The organism is Paenibacillus silviterrae (assembly GCF_030167925.1).
GTDB classification, from domain to species: Bacteria; Bacillota; Bacilli; order Paenibacillales; family NBRC-103111; genus Paenibacillus_G; species Paenibacillus_G silviterrae.
Genome location: NZ_JASKUT010000001.1, coordinates 1894213 through 1909524 on the forward strand (window position 1 = coordinate 1894213; position 15312 = coordinate 1909524).

Annotated in this window: 20 protein-coding genes; 1 reads left to right on the plus strand and 19 read right to left on the minus strand. The window is 50.2% G+C overall.

Going from position 1 to position 15312, the window contains the following annotated elements; translation table 11 throughout:
* Nucleotides 1–23 precede the first annotated feature (23 nt).
* From bshB1 to QMO62_RS08245, 5 genes are all read right to left on the minus strand, one after another.
* Complete coding sequence (bshB1, locus tag QMO62_RS08225; protein ID WP_284640174.1) at nucleotides 24–719, minus strand: bacillithiol biosynthesis deacetylase BshB1; 696 nt, start codon at nucleotides 717–719, stop codon at nucleotides 24–26.
* Nucleotides 719–1138 carry a methylglyoxal synthase gene (locus tag QMO62_RS08230; RefSeq protein WP_284644897.1) on the minus strand — a complete coding sequence of 140 codons (420 nt, stop codon included), beginning with the start codon at nucleotides 1136–1138 and terminating at the stop codon, nucleotides 719–721. The genes bshB1 and QMO62_RS08230 overlap by 1 nt, the downstream gene beginning before the upstream one ends.
* A 74-nt stretch (nucleotides 1139–1212) precedes the next feature.
* The gene (gene dapB / locus QMO62_RS08235) at nucleotides 1213–2016 is read right to left on the minus strand and encodes a 4-hydroxy-tetrahydrodipicolinate reductase (RefSeq protein ID WP_284640175.1); all 804 of its coding nucleotides are present in this window, start codon (nucleotides 2014–2016) and stop codon (nucleotides 1213–1215) included.
* 23 nt (nucleotides 2017–2039) lie between these two features.
* Nucleotides 2040–2573: a tetratricopeptide repeat protein gene (locus QMO62_RS08240; RefSeq protein WP_284640177.1), complete on the minus strand. Its 534-nt coding sequence runs from the start codon at nucleotides 2571–2573 to the stop codon at nucleotides 2040–2042.
* A gap of 92 nt (nucleotides 2574–2665) precedes the next feature.
* Entirely contained in the window at nucleotides 2666–3001 is a 336-nt protein-coding gene (locus tag QMO62_RS08245) for a nucleotide pyrophosphohydrolase (RefSeq protein ID WP_284640179.1), read from the minus strand.
* 142 nt (nucleotides 3002–3143) lie between these two features.
* Here QMO62_RS08245 and QMO62_RS08250 point away from each other — a divergent pair, with 142 nt between their 5' ends.
* Nucleotides 3144–4013, plus strand: a complete 870-nt coding sequence (locus QMO62_RS08250; protein WP_284640181.1) for a YitT family protein — start codon at nucleotides 3144–3146, stop codon at nucleotides 4011–4013.
* Between the two features lie 5 nt (nucleotides 4014–4018).
* Here QMO62_RS08250 and QMO62_RS08255 read toward each other — a convergent pair whose 3' ends face one another.
* The 14 genes from QMO62_RS08255 to hisC all read right to left on the minus strand — a co-directional run bounded on the left by QMO62_RS08255 (nucleotide 4019) and on the right by hisC (nucleotide 15277).
* Complete coding sequence (locus tag QMO62_RS08255) at nucleotides 4019–4885, minus strand: sporulation protein YpjB (protein WP_284640182.1); 867 nt, start codon at nucleotides 4883–4885, stop codon at nucleotides 4019–4021.
* 44 nt (nucleotides 4886–4929) lie between these two features.
* The gene (locus tag QMO62_RS08260; RefSeq protein ID WP_284640184.1) at nucleotides 4930–5556 is read right to left on the minus strand and encodes a DUF1405 domain-containing protein; all 627 of its coding nucleotides are present in this window, start codon (nucleotides 5554–5556) and stop codon (nucleotides 4930–4932) included.
* Between the two features lie 123 nt (nucleotides 5557–5679).
* Nucleotides 5680–6561 carry a menaquinol-cytochrome c reductase cytochrome b/c subunit gene (locus tag QMO62_RS08265; protein ID WP_284640186.1) on the minus strand — a complete coding sequence of 294 codons (882 nt, stop codon included), beginning with the start codon at nucleotides 6559–6561 and terminating at the stop codon, nucleotides 5680–5682.
* A 60-nt stretch (nucleotides 6562–6621) separates the two neighbouring features.
* On the minus strand, nucleotides 6622–7293 hold the full coding sequence (qcrB, locus tag QMO62_RS08270; RefSeq protein ID WP_284640188.1) for a menaquinol-cytochrome c reductase cytochrome b subunit: 672 nt from the start codon (nucleotides 7291–7293) through the stop codon (nucleotides 6622–6624).
* A gap of 16 nt (nucleotides 7294–7309) precedes the next feature.
* Nucleotides 7310–7858 carry a QcrA and Rieske domain-containing protein gene (locus tag QMO62_RS08275; protein WP_284640190.1) on the minus strand — a complete coding sequence of 183 codons (549 nt, stop codon included), beginning with the start codon at nucleotides 7856–7858 and terminating at the stop codon, nucleotides 7310–7312.
* A gap of 246 nt (nucleotides 7859–8104) precedes the next feature.
* The gene (locus QMO62_RS08280) at nucleotides 8105–8545 is read right to left on the minus strand and encodes a DUF2487 family protein (protein WP_284640191.1); all 441 of its coding nucleotides are present in this window, start codon (nucleotides 8543–8545) and stop codon (nucleotides 8105–8107) included.
* A gap of 123 nt (nucleotides 8546–8668) precedes the next feature.
* Nucleotides 8669–8863, minus strand: a complete 195-nt coding sequence (locus tag QMO62_RS08285; RefSeq protein WP_284640193.1) for an IDEAL domain-containing protein — start codon at nucleotides 8861–8863, stop codon at nucleotides 8669–8671.
* Between the two features lie 70 nt (nucleotides 8864–8933).
* Nucleotides 8934–9458 (minus strand): gamma carbonic anhydrase family protein, encoded by a 525-nt coding sequence (locus QMO62_RS08290; protein ID WP_284640195.1) that lies wholly within the window; start codon nucleotides 9456–9458, stop codon nucleotides 8934–8936.
* 50 nt (nucleotides 9459–9508) lie between these two features.
* A complete protein-coding gene (locus QMO62_RS08295) occupies nucleotides 9509–10639 on the minus strand; it encodes a hypothetical protein (protein ID WP_284640197.1) in 1131 nt (376 codons plus the stop codon).
* 137 nt (nucleotides 10640–10776) lie between these two features.
* Nucleotides 10777–11367: a histidine phosphatase family protein gene (locus QMO62_RS08300; protein WP_284640199.1), complete on the minus strand. Its 591-nt coding sequence runs from the start codon at nucleotides 11365–11367 to the stop codon at nucleotides 10777–10779.
* A 76-nt stretch (nucleotides 11368–11443) separates the two neighbouring features.
* Nucleotides 11444–12070, minus strand: coding sequence for an anti-sigma factor family protein (locus tag QMO62_RS08305; RefSeq protein ID WP_284640201.1), 627 nt, complete (start codon nucleotides 12068–12070; stop codon nucleotides 11444–11446).
* Nucleotides 12067–12660: an RNA polymerase sigma factor gene (locus QMO62_RS08310; protein WP_284640203.1), complete on the minus strand. Its 594-nt coding sequence runs from the start codon at nucleotides 12658–12660 to the stop codon at nucleotides 12067–12069. Before QMO62_RS08310 ends, QMO62_RS08305 begins: the two co-directional genes overlap by 4 nt.
* 428 nt (nucleotides 12661–13088) lie before the next feature.
* On the minus strand, nucleotides 13089–14177 hold the full coding sequence (locus tag QMO62_RS08315) for a prephenate dehydrogenase (protein ID WP_284640205.1): 1089 nt from the start codon (nucleotides 14175–14177) through the stop codon (nucleotides 13089–13091).
* A complete protein-coding gene (gene hisC / locus QMO62_RS08320; protein WP_284640207.1) occupies nucleotides 14174–15277 on the minus strand; it encodes a histidinol-phosphate transaminase in 1104 nt (367 codons plus the stop codon). The genes QMO62_RS08315 and hisC overlap by 4 nt, the downstream gene beginning before the upstream one ends.
* Between the last annotated feature and the right edge of the window lie 35 nt (nucleotides 15278–15312).

Consider the following 15312-nt stretch of genomic DNA (forward strand, 5'->3'; position numbering starts at 1 on the left):
TTGGCCTCCCCCATTCGCCGATGTCAGAATCGATCGACTACGTATGGTGCTTTACATACAAAACCCTCTGCATAAGGAAACAAGCGCTTCTGACCCAGCAATCGGTCTCGCGCTTCCACACGTTCAAGGTAGCCCTGATTCAGCGGCGTATTGACGTAATCGTTTCCGGACTTCGCAGCATCAAACTGTGTGCGGTACGCTTTCAGCGCCGCTGTTTTCCGATCATAAACAGCCGTCACATCTACTATAACATCCGGTTCATATACATCGTTGATGAAATAAAAATACGTCTCTTCTACGGTATGCGCGGGCAGCTCCGGTTTATAACGACGAAGCTTCGCATTGAACACCGCTTCCTGAACGAGCTTGCTGCATGCGATATGATCCGGATGACGATCCTCCCAATAAGGAGCGAACACGAGCCGCGGCCGCCATTTACGAATTTCTGCGACAATCCGTTCAATCAACTCCGGTGTAAGGAACAAGCCGCGGTCCGGCAGCTTCAAATTGCTTCGCATAGCCAGTCCAAGCTCCCTGGCAGCCTCTTGAGCCTCCATTTGCCTGCTTTCTACAGTACCGTTAGACGACATTTCCGCCAAGGTAAGGTCGCAGATACCCACTTTCAGCCCCGCCTCGGTATGTTTGGCAATCGTTCCGCCCATCCCGATCTCCGCATCATCCGGATGCGCCCCGAAAATAAGAATATCAAGGGTTTCCATTATTCTATGGCCCCCGGCTTATATTTATGGACAAGCTCTCTCCAGGCAAAATCTCCGCGGTCCAACGCTTTGACAAGAATCTCGGCGGTGGCAATATTCGTAGCACAAGGAATGCCCTGAACGTCGCAAAGACGCAGCAGTGCAATGATATCCGGTTCGTGCGGCTGTGCCATAAGCGGATCCCTCAGGAAGATGATCAAATCCATTTCATTGGTCGCCACCAAAGCGCCGATCTGCTGATCTCCGCCAAGAGGACCGGACATAAATCGATGCACATTCAGCTTTGTGCTTTCCATGATCCGTGTACCTGTCGTTCCCGTGGCATAGAGCTGGTGATGCTCAAACACCGTTTCATAGGCAATGACGAAATTGACCATTTCTTCTTTTTTACGATCGTGTGCGATTAATGCTATCTTCATCCCCATTACCTTCGCCTCCTGCACAGCGAGGACAAGCTTCCGGCACGATACCGGAACGCTTGGTCCTCCTTCCTCTACTCTATAAAATGTTCAAAGCCATATACCATACCGGTGTATTCCATAACCTTCTGTACTCCAACCTTAACGCCCGGCATATAGCCCGCACGGTCATAGGAATCATGGCGAATCTTCAAGGTTTGGCCGAAGGCGCCGAAGACGACCTCCTGCTGGGCAAATACTCCGGGCAAACGGACACTATGTATTCGGAACCCGTTATAATAGCCTCCCCTTGCACCTTCCAGCGTTTCGTGCTCCTGCGGATTGCCCTGACGCAGCTCCTCGCGCGCCTCCGATATCAGCTCCGCCGTCTTGATCGCGGTACCGCTAGGCGCATCCAGCTTCTGGTCTCCGTGATACTCGATAATTTCGAGATGCGGAAAATGCTTGGCCGCCTGCTGAGCAAACCTCATCATCAGAATCGCGCCAATGGAGAAGTTAGGTGCAATCAGCCCCCCGATGCCCTGTTCCTTACATTGCTTGTCCAGCTCCTCGATATCCTGGGGCGTAAAGCCCGTCGTCCCGAGTACGGGACGAACCTTATGCTTTATCGCCAGGCGGGCGTTGGACAATACGGTCTGCGGCGTCGTGAAGTCAACCAGAACGTCTGGCTTCGATTCCACCAGGGCTCCTTCCAGGTCACTACTTATAAGGACGCCGCAAGGATCCAGCCCGACCATTCGTCCGGCATCCAGCTCTAGGCTCTGGGACCGTCCGACAGCCGCTACCAATTGTAATTCCGGATCATTTAGAGCAAGCTTGACAACCTCCCGGCCCATACGGCCGGTTGCGCCTGCTACTGCTACTTTGATTGGACTCATGCGTTTGACCAGTTCCTTTCCAATTACGATTGCTTGGGATATATAGGTTCAATATACTGCTTCCACTTACTCTGATACTCGGCCAATAACCGACTGCCAAGACTATGCTGCGGATCCAGCTTCAATACTTCCTTGATCGCCTGGATCGCATCGCTGAATTCCTGCTGCTGCGCCTTCGCAATACCAAGCAGCAGAAATGCCTCTAACGCAAGAGGATCCAGCTTAATGGCTTCCTGCAGCAATGCGACGGCCATCCAATGTCCGTTTTCCGATTCCTCCAGCAGCTTCTCAGCCTGTCGAACACGCTCCCTTGCCTGCAGCTGCTGATAATGAAACTGATAGTGCTCATCCCGCGGCTCCAGCTCCATTGCACGTCCCGCGTGGTGAATGGCACGCTCCAGCTTATTGCTTCTAGCATAGGTTATAGATAGTTTATAATGATAAACTGCATTGCTCGGGTCTAATTGAATCGCTTGCTCGAACCAGGCGATGGCTTGCTCGAAATCGTGCATAAGGATGGATGCATACGCTTTTCTGATCGCTTCTTCTCCATTCATAAAACCATCACCTCCTTGGTCCTTTCCCTTAGGGAAAGCTTCACTCGGAAGCATAACCTGAAAAAGGGTGATGGTACAGCATATGAAGGAGACTAGCTGTCGGTGTTAATTTTCGTCCATCTGTCGGCATCCCGGGTGCGGAATTTATGCATGACCTTGTCATGTGCCTCCGTTAAATCGATGCCCAGCGAATTCGCAAAGCACATCGTAATGAACAAAATGTCTCCGAGCTCCAGCTCGATGGAATTGTCAGCCTCTGTAGGCTTCTTCGGCTTCTCGCCGAATTGGTGATTCACCTCGCGAGCCAGCTCGCCGACTTCCTCCGTCATTCGGGCCAGCATCGTCATCGGACGGAAATAGCCTTCCTTGAACTGAGATATGTATTGATCTACCTCCGCTTGGAGGTCCTTTAACGAACGATCATTCATTAGGGATACAACACCCACCTACTTGAAGAAAATAAGTTTCTACACCATGTTAACGCAAAACGAGGGGAAAAGACAAATTTTTTTTGACGTGACTTGGCAAACTAACCATGCCGACAATAGATACGTTTGGGGGAAAGGCTTCATGAGTCAGGAATCGCTGCAGTCCAAAATAAAAAATATTTTGCCTATTTTGCTAGGATCGGCTATTTATGCCTTTGGGCTACATTACTTTGTCATTTCCAATGAGCTCATGGAAGGCGGTATAACAGGGATTGCACTTCTGCTGAATTATATTTTCCACCTTCCTCCTTCGGCTACAACCTTAGTAATGAACGTCCCGCTGTTTATTCTCGGCTGGAAAATCCTTGGAAGAAGCTCCTTGCTGTATACAATCGTCGGCACGCTGGCTGTATCCTTCTTCTTGTGGGTAATGGAGGTTTCCATTCATAAAGGCTGGATCGTTCCGTTTCGTACGGAAACAGATTACTTTCTGGCAACAGCCTATGCAGGGTTTACTTTGGGGATCGGTCTTGGGATTGTTTTTCGGTACGGGGGCACTACAGGCGGGTCTGATATTATTGCCCGCATCGGCAACAAGCTGATGGGCTGGAGCATGGGCCAGGTGATTCTTGCTTTCGATGCGCTGGTTATCGGGGCCTCGTTCTTCTTCATTCCGAAGGAAAAAATACTATATACCTTCGTTGCCGTCTTTATTACGACCAAAATGATCGATATTATCATCGAAGGAGCTTACGCGGCAAGGGCGTTCTCCATCATTACCGACCACGCGGACCGTGTTGCCGAAACGATACATAAGGAGCTGGGTAGAGGAGCCACGCTGTTTCCCGTCATCGGCGCCTATTCGAAGCAATCCAAATATCTCGTATACTGCGTGATTTCCCGTAATGAAATGAAAAGGCTTAAAGACCTCATCCAATCGATCGATCCTCGTGCCTTCATCATCATAGATGAGGTTCACGACGTCGTGGGTGAGGGCTTTAAGCCCGAGTAATCAGTTCAGCCTTCTTCCGGCTTTCGGACGGTTACTAGACCGTCATCCTTCTTCGAAAGGCGCCAGCCGGCAAAAATGAGCGCTGCCAGAATGACGGACCCTATCGTCAATGTCCAAAGAATCGGGTTCTGCGGCTCCGCCATCGGCAAGTAGGCGGTAGCCTCCTTTTTCATGAAAAGCTTGTCTAATGACTGACGTACCTGCGGAAGGATTTGCAGCATCTGCGTATACGGATCCTGAGCCGACAGGACCTGCTGCTTCATGAAGACGGTAAGAGAGTCCAGCTTCTCCACATCGGACGGATTCCGGCTAATCAAGAGGCTTGGGTGTATAATCCCATAATGCTGCTCCCAATTCCGATACACCTTTTGCAGCTCCGTCTTCTGCTGATTCTTCGCTGCCGACTCCAAACCTTCCACATCTTCCAGGAGCAGCTTGTAATACTGAAGCCACATCGGATTGTTGGTGTGAGTCAAGGCATCGGTGGCCAGACGAATCTTAGCGGTAGACACCTGTCCCTCTTCTTGACTGAACTGAGCTGCGTTAAAAACCTTTTTGGCCTCCGTAACCGTTTCGGTCAAAGCATTGATCCCTTCTAACGAAGTGATCCCCTCAAACCGAATTTGCGTTACTTGATCGCTAAGCTGCTGAAGAACGACCTTGCCGCCGGCCACATCCCCCTGCATTACTTTTTTGTACATTTCATCTGCCGTTTGATTCAGCAGCTCGACACGCTGCAGCTGCTCCTGACTAGGCTTCGGAGCAGCCTCCCCTTCCGACCTCACAGCTTGACCGCATCCGATCAATACCTGAGAAGCCAAAGCCAATACAGCGATTAGGCCCGTCCACTTTCTCCTCATCGCAAAAAACATCGGACATCCCCTCCTAACTTCATCCTATGGGGGGATGTCCGACTTTAGACCGACTTTCTAGATGCTGCTTGGCTCTTTTCTCGCCAAATCCACAAAAGCACCGCTATGATAACACAAACAACCGTTAAGCCGATTGAGAAAGCGGCAATCTGGCTGAGATCATCCTCAAGCACATCAGGCAGCCAAGGGTAAATTCCGATTCCGTAATCCATATAATCGTTGCTAAACGTCCAAACCGCAACCAAAAGGATAGCCGGCCAGCGATATTGGAAGAAACGCCAATACAGCAGCGCTTCGGCCGCCATACCCAGATGGGATATAGAAAGCATCCAATCCTGCCAGCCCAGCGGATCTCCCTGGGAAGCTCCCCAGAAGATCATGGCTACCGCCCATACGCCATACTTAATGGAAGTCACGACCGCAAACGCCTCAACAAAGCTTCGCAGTCCGCTTCCTCTCTTGACCTCGAAGGGGTTTTCGTTTTCCCTCGATCCGGAAATAAGCAAATAAAAAAGAAACCATGTAAAGAACAAGCTTGCTGTCGGACTATCCGGGACGAACGGCAGCAGCCATGCCGGGTAAAATTCGATCGTAAATTTCAGCTGATTTCCATACCATATGTACCCGTACGCGGTTCCTAGCAGATTGGTCCAGAAGAGCCCCCACAGCATCCATCTGCTTCCTAAAAATTCTTTTGAGAAAAAGTATGACAAGCTCCATTGCGACAAGGGGGTTCCTCCCGTAGCTTCATTTAAAAAAACCTGACCGCAGAGTTAGCGACCAGGTTTGGTGTTTTATTTCTTTTGACGAGCGAGCCAGTCGGCCAGCTTATCCATATCGGCATCGGTTAAGCCGCCTTTGATATTCGCTTCATATTGGGCTGTCATATTGCCTACACCCTGTTTCATGATGTTCAAGATCGCAGCTTTGTCATGCTTGTCGCCTACGCCGCGAAGCGCCGGAACTCCATTGGAAGGCATTCCCTTCAATTCGCCGCCGTGACATGCTACGCAAGTCGATTTTTTGTAAATTTCAGCAGCAGGATCATCCGCTGCAACAATGGAAGCAGCCGCTTGCTTCTTCGGTGCGCCGCCTTCACTGCCGCCTTGTCCTTTTGCTGCATGCGCCTCTTGCTCACGTTTAATGTGCTCTGGGATGATGTTTTTATCTTTCAGCTCGTGCTGGTAGTGAGACCAAGAAACAATGGTCAAGTAACCTGCAGCAACCAAGCTAAGCAGCATAAGAGCAGAAGCGATCGGACGACGATAGAAGCGTCGTTCTTTCCCCGTATCCAGGAAAGGAGCCAAAAGCAAAGATCCAAAGGCGATACCAGGAATAGCAACCGTACCAAAAATCAAGTAGCCCTCTGAAGTATACGGGTACTTAAGAAGCTGGTACATAAACAGGAAGTACCAGTCCGGCATTGGAATAAATGCCGTATTCGTTGGATCCGCCGGATAACCTAGCGGCGCTGCTTCGGACATAGTCAATACAAGAATACCGACCAGCACGACGACAGCTACCATCCATTCCTTCAGAAGGAAGTTCGGAATGAAGACTTCCGACTTTCCGGGATATGCGGAGAAATCAGGTTGCACCGGGCGCGACGTTTTGACACGCACGCGGGAATCTCCAACATAAACAATTTTTTCGTCAGATTTAGGACCGTGAGCCACGATTTGCCCCTCCTTTTCGTTTTCTCGAATCGAAAACTTACATTGTCAAGATCGGTTTGATTATAGAGGACCGGAAATCCCTTGCTTGCGGATCATGAAGAAGTGTCCGGCGAGCAGCGCCAGCAAAGCGCCAGGCAAGAAGAACACGTGCAAAGCAAAGAATCTCGTTAACGTTTGGGCCCCGACAATCTCGCCGCCTTGCAGGAAGGATTTGGCATATGGTCCAATCAGCGGTGCGGATTCTACAATCTTGAGCGTAACGCTGGTGGCAAAATAGGCTTTGTTATCCCACGGAAGCAGGTAGCCTGTCAAACCAAGACCCAGCATGACGAAGAAAATCAGCATTCCAACAACCCAGTTCATTTCACGAGGCGCTTTATAAGAGCCTGTGAAGAAAACCCGAAGGGTATGTAAGAACATCATAACAATAACCAAGCTCGCTCCCCAGTGGTGCATACCGCGTACAATGACGCCGAATGCTACCTTGTGCTGCAGGTAGTCGACACTTGCGTATGCGTTAATAATATCCGGCACATAGTACATCGTCAAAAACATACCGGACAAAATCTGAATAACTGTGATGAAGAATGTCAATCCGCCAAAGCAATAAACGAAAGCGGAGAAGTGATGCGCCGGGTTAACGTGCTCCGGAACCTCATGGTCCGCTACGTCTCTCCACATCGGCGTGATATCAAGACGTTCATCGATCCAGTTATAGACGTTTTTAAACATCTGATGTTACGCCTCCTTATTTGTGCCTCTTGTTCGGCCCCAATTGACCGACGTAGACGAAGCCGCCTTCCACTTTCACTTCGTACTCGTCAAGCGAAACCGGAGCTACTGCAAGAGTCTTGCCTTCAGCGGTATAATGCGCGCCGTGACAAGGGCAATAGTACTGATCCTTGAATTCCGGATTTCCGTTCCAGTTAACAGTACAGCCAAGATGCTTACATGTTGGATTCAAAGCGAAGATTTTGCCGTCCGCGCCTTTGGAAATCCAAGCTTCAAGCTCAGGATCGCTCTCATACCAGCCATCCACTTGATGAATCTTGAATTTGAAAGATTTCGGCTCCGCTGTGACCTTTGACTCCTCCACAACCTTCACCCATGCTGCAGCTGTCTTCGGTTGAAGGACAGGATCTACTGCAAATCGAAGCATTGGGACTAACATTCCGGCTCCCATGAAGGCACCGGCTCCGCCAAGGGTATAGGAAAGAAACTGCCGCCTGGACATCTCGCGACGTTTCACCGGCTTCTGACCCTGATGCTGCGAATCTTGATTCGTGTGATCGTTCATTCTCGTTCTACCCCCTTTTGCAACATATATCAGTCGTTCGACATAACTTTACACCATATACTTAGGACATTACTAATAATAGCTTACGACACCTAGTGCGTCAAGGATTGGGAATAGTCTCTGCCCACCATTACCGCAAGCTCTAAGACTACTTTTAACGAAATTGTCACAACTGTCCTGCTCACAGAAAATGCCTGTTTGCTTACATAGAATTAACAATATTCCCACGAAACATACATGAGACGTTTAGGATTGTTTTCCCGCCCATAGACCCGTTACTTCTTCCATCAGCCTGCGCTTCGTGTCCTGGGGCGCCGTTCCCAGCTCCTCCGGCGTTACGCGAAGAAGAAGATCGCGATTTCCCCTCGAGAGCGGGAGCTCCTCCTCCGACTTGGCGGTAACGGCGACCACATATCGAAAGCCGGAGCTCCGCAGCTTGTCGCACAGCCTGCCGAGCAGCAGCTCCCCCGCCTCACCTTCGGGCAAATAATGAAGGGCTGGATATGTGACCACCCTGCCTTTAAACGGCTGTTCCAGCCCGTCAAGTGCGTCTCTAAGCTCCTCCAAGGCCCGCGTAGCTTCCCACGGCTGCTCCGCTCCGGTCATACCCGTGATCGGCAGCAAGCAAGTGTCCAGAAAGGGGGCAAGCTCGGCCCAGCCTTGCTCTTCAATATCGCTGAATTTCATAGTTTCTCTCTGCTCCTTCCTACGTACCTGCTATACATTAGTCCCCTCTACTTTAGCACACAAAGAAAGACATATGAATCCGCTTCATATGTCTTTCAAGAAAACGCCTATTTTATATAACACTTATTGAGGTCCCAGGGAGCGCAGTGACTTCAGCTCAGTAGTGTAGGCAAGAAACGCAGACTCGTCTCCCTTTGCTAACGCTTGATCGATTTCCTTGTACAAATATTGCTCCTTATGCCTTCGCAGCGCCTCATCGAGCACCATTTCCGCAAACAAGCTCAGCATCACGTCGTTAGATACGTTCATTTTGCCCATGAATCCTACCTCCAACCGGGTCAAGAATACGAACTCATATAATGTTACTTGATACAGCCAGCCAGTCTGTTTAAGCTTGCCGATTCCCGCCCTGCTCCCGGTACTCTATTCCGCGAAGCACGTAGCCGTCAGTCGTCCGTTTCATCCGCTCCAGGTCGGATTCTTTCAACTCGCGTACGACGGCGGCCGGTGAGCCTAAGCTTAATGTACGGGAGGGGATCGTCTTGTTTTCCGTCACAAGCGAACCGGCACCTACTAAAGCATATTCACCGATAGTGGCGCCGTTAAGGATAATCGCCCCCATCCCGATTAATGTGCCTTTACCTATAAGGCAGCCATGAATGATGGCGCCGTGTCCGACGGAAACATCCTCTTCGACTATCAGGGGTTGATCCGTGTTCACATGACCTACGCAGCCATCCTGAATGTTGCTTCGCCGGCCGATTCGAATCGGAGCGAGATCTCCGCGCAATACCGTATTGAACCAAATGCTCGCGCCTTCTTCAATCGTCACATCCCCGATGATCTGAACTCCGGGGGCGAGATAAACCGACGGATGAATCTTGGGGAAGATCCCATTATAGCTGTGCAGCATGACGAACACTCCTTCGACTCCAAGTTTTGGAGTGATTGTAGCAGGCTTTCTTACGGGTTGTCAAAGGGGATCACAATCTTGTCCTCGTCCGGAACATAGATGCCTGCAATCAAACTGGAGCCGAGCTTCGTCACCTGGACGACCCTGCCTGCGGCTTCATCCTCTCCGATCCTCACGAGTCCCAAATGCATCATCATTTGCAAAATTCTTTGCTCCAATATGGAGTCTGGGCTGTCATAATAGAACGGACGAATGAGCGGGCCGATCGCTTCCTTTAACGACGCGGCCGTTACCCATGTGCGGGAGGCCAGCTTATCCAGCCATTGTACCAGTGATTGCAAGTTGGGGATGGCGCCTTTATACAGCCTCAACCAGAAGCGGTACACTTGAAGCAGATCTTCCTTTTGCCGTTCGTCCACTCTCGCCTTTCCGAGCTCCGTTAACGCCAGCACCTGATTATGCTCGGTAATCAAATCGTTGTAATAGCAATAGTCGTAAATGAAGGAAAAGCGATTCGGGTAATCCCGAAACATTCTTCCGTAGCCAAATCTCCAGGCCGTTTTGGGGACCAGCTCTTCCCGAACGGACAACGTCTCCAGAATTTGCTGAAGATTCCGCTTGTACATCACATTCTCTGCAGTAAGCATCACTTCCTGATTGCGCAGGAAGCGAAGGAAGTTTCCGATATCCTCGACAATCAGCTGCTGCTCGTCCCGATAAACCGCAGGCTCTTCCGTCTCGATCAGACGCTGTTGAAATTGCTTTGCCAAAGCCGAAACGAACCTTTTCTTTAAATCGGCCGGGACCTCGAACAAATATCTCGTTTGTTGGGAATACCCGTTAAACAGCCAGCCGCGCTGCTTAAACCTGCTAATCATGTCCCTTGGGTTCCATGGTTCTCCAGATTCATCTTTGACAAACCGGCTTTGCTGGACCCGCGCGATAAGTTCCTCCAGGCTGAAAGCGCCGCGTGGGTCGAAGATCAGGGAATTCAAAAATCGGATATCCTCCATGGTCAAATCATCCACCTGCCGCTCGAATACGTCCTTCCGGCATACGGTCGATAAGATGGATTGGATCAGCTCATTTTTGGAATGTCCGTTGCATTCGCACTCATACGTTCTTGCGATACGGCTCAAGTCATGGATATCGGCATAGCTGAGCATATCGGCTAAATTCATGGCGTTCTCCTTTCTTGAAAGGTTGTTCTTACTACCCATTATGGGAAAATGTTCCGGTTTTAAACGGTATTTCACGAGAAAATGAAAAAAACGTCTGTGCCGGAATTCCCGGGTAACAGACGTTTACAAAGCGAAATTTATGTGCTTAGCTCATTTAAATGCAAGGTACAGTTAAGCAAACGAATATCCCATTGCTTCTCGTTGCGATAGAGAACCGTTAGGGAAGTATTGTTCAGATGCTCCTCCAGGGGACCCTGCAGGATACGGGTAATCACCGGTACGATATATCCCCCATGGCTGACAATCAGCAGTTTTTTGCCGGGATGGACCTGCTCCGTTTCGCTAACGAACGAATCCCATCGCTGCAGCAGGGAATCATCGCTTTCCAGACCGAGCTCGTGCTCCCGCTCGCGCCAGTCTTCTCCCCATTTGGCTATCCTGTCCTGAACCGTAGTCCCTTCCAGCTGACCGAAGGCTCGTTCCCGAAGACGGGCGTCAACACCTAATAAAGGAACGCCTGTGACCTTCTCAATCGTTAGCGCGGTTTCATGGGCTCGCATCAAATCGCTGGCAATGATCCCATCCCACGCTTCGTGTTTCAACCGATTCGCAAGCAGCTTGGCTTGAACCCTGCCCACCTCGGCCAGCGGCGTGTCCATTTGTCCCTGCATTCTGCCTTCCAAATTCCATTCCGTTGTACCGTGACGAATCAATCCGAGCTGAATCATGGACTTTGCTCCTATTCTTAAAGGATAAGTAGGCTAAAAAAGAAAAACCCCTCCGCAAGGGGTCAACCGCCTATCGTTACGAGCGGGTTCGCGAAAGCCAGTTCATAATGAGCAAAGTGCATGTTAGACCGAGCAGCGACAAAAACATCATGTAATCCTTCACGGTCTGAATAGGTCCTACTTTATACATAAACGGCTCGTTGAAACCCTTGAGACTGGCCACCGCCGTCGGCATGGAGTGCACATTCATCGAATCCCCGCTGCTTCCTGCGATCACGACAGGCTCCCCAAGCCGTCCGAAGACGGACGATTGCTGGCTTGCCACGGTATCGGACGAAAAGCCACCGGCTGCCGAAAAAACAAACGTAAAAATGAACAAGGTCAGACAGAAGGCAACGACAGCAGTAACGTTTCTGCGCATTTTGTAGGAGAAATGGTACAGCTTGTCGCCTACCGGAACTCTCCAGGACTCGTCTTGATAAATACGCTTCATCACGCTCTCTGAAATGATCGGCGCTTGCCGCTCTGTTCCCATCGTTTCCGTTACCGATTTGATCAGATCCTCGCTCTCCCGCCACATTTCGAATTCCTCGGCACATTGTACACAATGCTTGATGTGCTCGTCCACGGCCTGCCGCTTCAAATCACGCTCATTCAAATCCCAATATTCGGCGAACAATTCTTGAATATCCTCGCATTTCATCTCCGGTTCATCCCCTCGTACTCCTCCAAGATCGGTTCCACAAAGTACGGCTCAAGCTGCAGCTTCACACTGGCTCTGGCTCGAAACAATAACGATTTGACCGAACTTACGGTTTGCCCTAATATATTCGCGATTTCCTGGTAATCGAGCTGGTCGTATTCACGCAGAATCAACGCGGATCTTTGCTTCTCGGGCAAATTGTTGATCGCATCCCTGACCATTAACACCTTCTCGTTGCGAAGCACGGTTTGCTCCGGCAGCGTATCTAACGATGTTTGCGGCGTATGGCCGCTTTCCTCCAAGGAAACCTTAATGCTCCTATGCTTGCGCAGCTCGCTTAACACCGTATTGCGCGCAATGGTGTACAGCCAAGTGGAGAACGTTGCCTCCACCTCTCGAAACGAGTGAAGACTGCGATACGCCTTGTAGAAGGTCTCGTTGCAGAGGTCTTCGGCCAGCGACTCCATCTGCGAGCTTTTCAGCATGTGATATATAAAAGCCAATATTTTGCGTTCATATCGGCGCATCAATTCGTCGTAGAGCTGAACGTTGCCGTCCTTGATCTCTCTGATCAACTGGGAATCGGTCATTACTTGCGACCCTCCTTGTGATTCCTGCTTACTCCCAGTGACGTTACTAATTTTACTGTTAGGGGAGTAGAAAAGTTGCGGTATCATTTTAAAAAATATTTAGAATAAATCGACTCTAGTGTAAGATTCGTTGCACATAGTCAAAAATCCTGCTTTTCCGACATCTTTCAGAGAAATTACCAAAAAAAGGTGTGCAATCCTACTAAGGAATGCTCATGAGAAGGAACAGATGCCCCCTATATATGTAATGCGAGAGAGTAAACAACTATCACAAAAAAAAAGACCACCTGAATTTCAGGTGGTTGCACATAGTGCCATTATTCGGATAGGAGTGGAGAGAAACCATACTGTACTTTTATTATATGTATCCGTTTACAATCTGTCAATGGTTTTTTTGAAAACGGTTACCTTTAAATTTAAAAAAAAGATTACACGTGAACCGTGTAATCCTTCTTCAGCAGCTCGAGTGCCTTGTCCATGTGCTCTTCTTCCCCAAATGAAAGACGGAGCACTCCCGGCACATCTTCCCTGCTTTCAATAATTTGAATATTGCTCAGATTGACCTTGTGGTTGCCCAGGAGCATCGTAATTTGACCGATGACCCCCGGATGGTCCGGTACATCTACATAAATATCGTAGAAGGAATGGATAACGCCTTTACGCCGCTCCGGCAAGTTATTCCGGAAGCTTCCAGCCAGACGGAATTCCTCCTGAATGGCTTCACCGTTCTCCGTCTGAATCAACTCGATAAATCGAGCAATCTCCAGATTCCAATCGGAGAGCAGCTTTAACATCACATCTTTGTTATTGATCAGGATGTCACGCCAGATGATCGGATCGCTGGAGGCGATGCGGGTAATATCCCGGAAGCCGCCTGCGGCGAGCAGCTGATACAGATCGTTCGAGCGGTTGTAATTGGCGATTTGGTTCACCAAGGCAACGGCAATGACGTGGGGCAAATGGCTGATGGCCCCGACAATCGTATCATGTGATTTCGCGTCAAGCTTAACGATATGCGCCTTCGTCCAGCTGAGAAGCTCCACCAGCCGATCATACGCCTCCGCAGGTGTATTTGCTTCCGGTGTCAGAACATAGAAGGCGTTCTCGAACAGAAGTGAAGTGGCCGCCTCCACTCCCGACTTTTCCTTACCCGCCATCGGATGTCCGCCGATAAAATGCACGTCTCTCAGCTCTAAACCTGCCGCGTACGCAGCTACGGATGCTTTTGTGCTGCCTACATCGGTAATGATGCAGCCGGGCTTCAGGGGCAGCCGGGTCAGCTTTAACAAATACTCCTCCAAGTTCCCTACCGGCACGCAGACAAAAAGAAAGTCCGCATCGGCTGCGGCTTCCTCCAACGAGGTGGTGGCATAATCCACCACTCCCCGTTTCATATATTTTTCTACGGACGCAGGATTGTTCGAATGGCCGACGACCGTCACCCCCGGCTTCCCTTTGAAGCACAAGGCGAGCGAGCCTCCGATCAAGCCTACGCCGAATATCGCAATTTTGGTCATGAGGACACGGCCACTTCACTCAGCACTTCGCTAAGCGCGGACAGGAACTTCTCGTTCTGCTCCTCGCTGCCGACCGTAACGCGGATTTTTGTCGGATAGCCCCAGCCTGCATCATGTCGGATAATAATCCCTTTACGCAGAAGCGCCTCGAACACCGCCTTACCGGAGCGCTTTACGTCCACCATGATGAAGTTGCCGTGAGCATCGAAGTAGTCAAGCCCCATCTCATCGAATCGTGCGGTAATTTGCTTAATGCCCTTGGCGTTCGCATCACGGCACTTCTCGATAAATTGGGAGTCCTGGATAGAAGCCAATGCCGCCTTCTGTGCAAAGCTGGTCGTATTGAACGGTTCGCGAACTTGATTGATGGATCGAATCACATCCTGATGCCCGATGCCATAACCGATCCGCAGTGATGCCAGACCGAAAATTTTGGAGAAGGTGCGCAGCACGATAATGTTGTCGTATTCCTTGAGCATGGCAATACTGTCGGGATACTGGCCGCTTACATTGTACTCGGCATAGGCCTCATCGAGGACTACGAGTACATGCTTCGGCACCGCATCCAGAAATGCGCGAACTTCCTGTTCGGTGTTCATGGTGCCTGTCGGATTGTTCGGGTTGCATAGCCATATCACCTTCGTCCGATCCGTAACCTTCGACAGCATGGCATCAAGATCGTGCTTGCCGTTCGCGTCGACCGGAACCTCGATGATGACAGCTCCTTCGATTTCCGCATTGTGCTTATACTGAGGGAATGTCGGAGTAGCCGTAATCGTTTCATTACCCGGCTCCAGATAAGCGCGGGCGATCATTAGAATAATTTCGTCCGACCCTGCACCGAAAATGATTTGATTGTTTTGCACGCCAAAGTGCGCGGAAAGCGCCGTTGTCAGCTCGACAGCCCCGCCGTCCGGATAAATGCTTGCTTGGTCGACCATCGCCACGATGGCCTCCTTCGCCTTCGGCGAGCTGCCGAACGGATTCTCGTTGGAGGCAAGCTTGATTACTTCCGTCAATCCAAGCTCCCGCTTGACTTCATCCATCGGCTTGCCCGGTTGATAAACCGGTAAATGAACAATATTTTTCTTAGGCTGCATAGCCGGTCACCTCTCTACGTATAGGAAAATGGAAA

Coding starts and splice junctions, on each gene's coding strand:
- bshB1 (WP_284640174.1), bottom strand. CDS start 719: ATGGAAACCCTTGATATTCTTATTTTCGGGGCGCATCCGGATGATGCG.
- QMO62_RS08230 (WP_284644897.1), bottom strand. CDS start 1,138: ATGAAGATAGCATTAATCGCACACGATCGTAAAAAAGAAGAAATGGTC.
- dapB (WP_284640175.1), bottom strand. CDS start 2,016: ATGAGTCCAATCAAAGTAGCAGTAGCAGGCGCAACCGGCCGTATGGGC.
- QMO62_RS08240 (WP_284640177.1), bottom strand. CDS start 2,573: ATGAATGGAGAAGAAGCGATCAGAAAAGCGTATGCATCCATCCTTATG.
- QMO62_RS08245 (WP_284640179.1), bottom strand. CDS start 3,001: ATGAATGATCGTTCGTTAAAGGACCTCCAAGCGGAGGTAGATCAATAC.
- QMO62_RS08250 (WP_284640181.1), top strand. CDS start 3,144: ATGAGTCAGGAATCGCTGCAGTCCAAAATAAAAAATATTTTGCCTATT.
- QMO62_RS08255 (WP_284640182.1), bottom strand. CDS start 4,885: ATGTTTTTTGCGATGAGGAGAAAGTGGACGGGCCTAATCGCTGTATTG.
- QMO62_RS08260 (WP_284640184.1), bottom strand. CDS start 5,556: ATGCTGTGGGGGCTCTTCTGGACCAATCTGCTAGGAACCGCGTACGGG.
- qcrB (WP_284640188.1), bottom strand. CDS start 7,293: ATGTTTAAAAACGTCTATAACTGGATCGATGAACGTCTTGATATCACG.
- QMO62_RS08275 (WP_284640190.1), bottom strand. CDS start 7,858: ATGAACGATCACACGAATCAAGATTCGCAGCATCAGGGTCAGAAGCCG.
- QMO62_RS08280 (WP_284640191.1), bottom strand. CDS start 8,545: ATGAAATTCAGCGATATTGAAGAGCAAGGCTGGGCCGAGCTTGCCCCC.
- QMO62_RS08285 (WP_284640193.1), bottom strand. CDS start 8,863: ATGGGCAAAATGAACGTATCTAACGACGTGATGCTGAGCTTGTTTGCG.
- QMO62_RS08290 (WP_284640195.1), bottom strand. CDS start 9,458: ATGCTGCACAGCTATAATGGGATCTTCCCCAAGATTCATCCGTCGGTT.
- QMO62_RS08295 (WP_284640197.1), bottom strand. CDS start 10,639: ATGAATTTAGCCGATATGCTCAGCTATGCCGATATCCATGACTTGAGC.
- QMO62_RS08300 (WP_284640199.1), bottom strand. CDS start 11,367: ATGATTCAGCTCGGATTGATTCGTCACGGTACAACGGAATGGAATTTG.
- QMO62_RS08305 (WP_284640201.1), bottom strand. CDS start 12,070: ATGAAATGCGAGGATATTCAAGAATTGTTCGCCGAATATTGGGATTTG.
- QMO62_RS08310 (WP_284640203.1), bottom strand. CDS start 12,660: ATGACCGATTCCCAGTTGATCAGAGAGATCAAGGACGGCAACGTTCAG.
- QMO62_RS08315 (WP_284640205.1), bottom strand. CDS start 14,177: ATGACCAAAATTGCGATATTCGGCGTAGGCTTGATCGGAGGCTCGCTC.
- hisC (WP_284640207.1), bottom strand. CDS start 15,277: ATGCAGCCTAAGAAAAATATTGTTCATTTACCGGTTTATCAACCGGGC.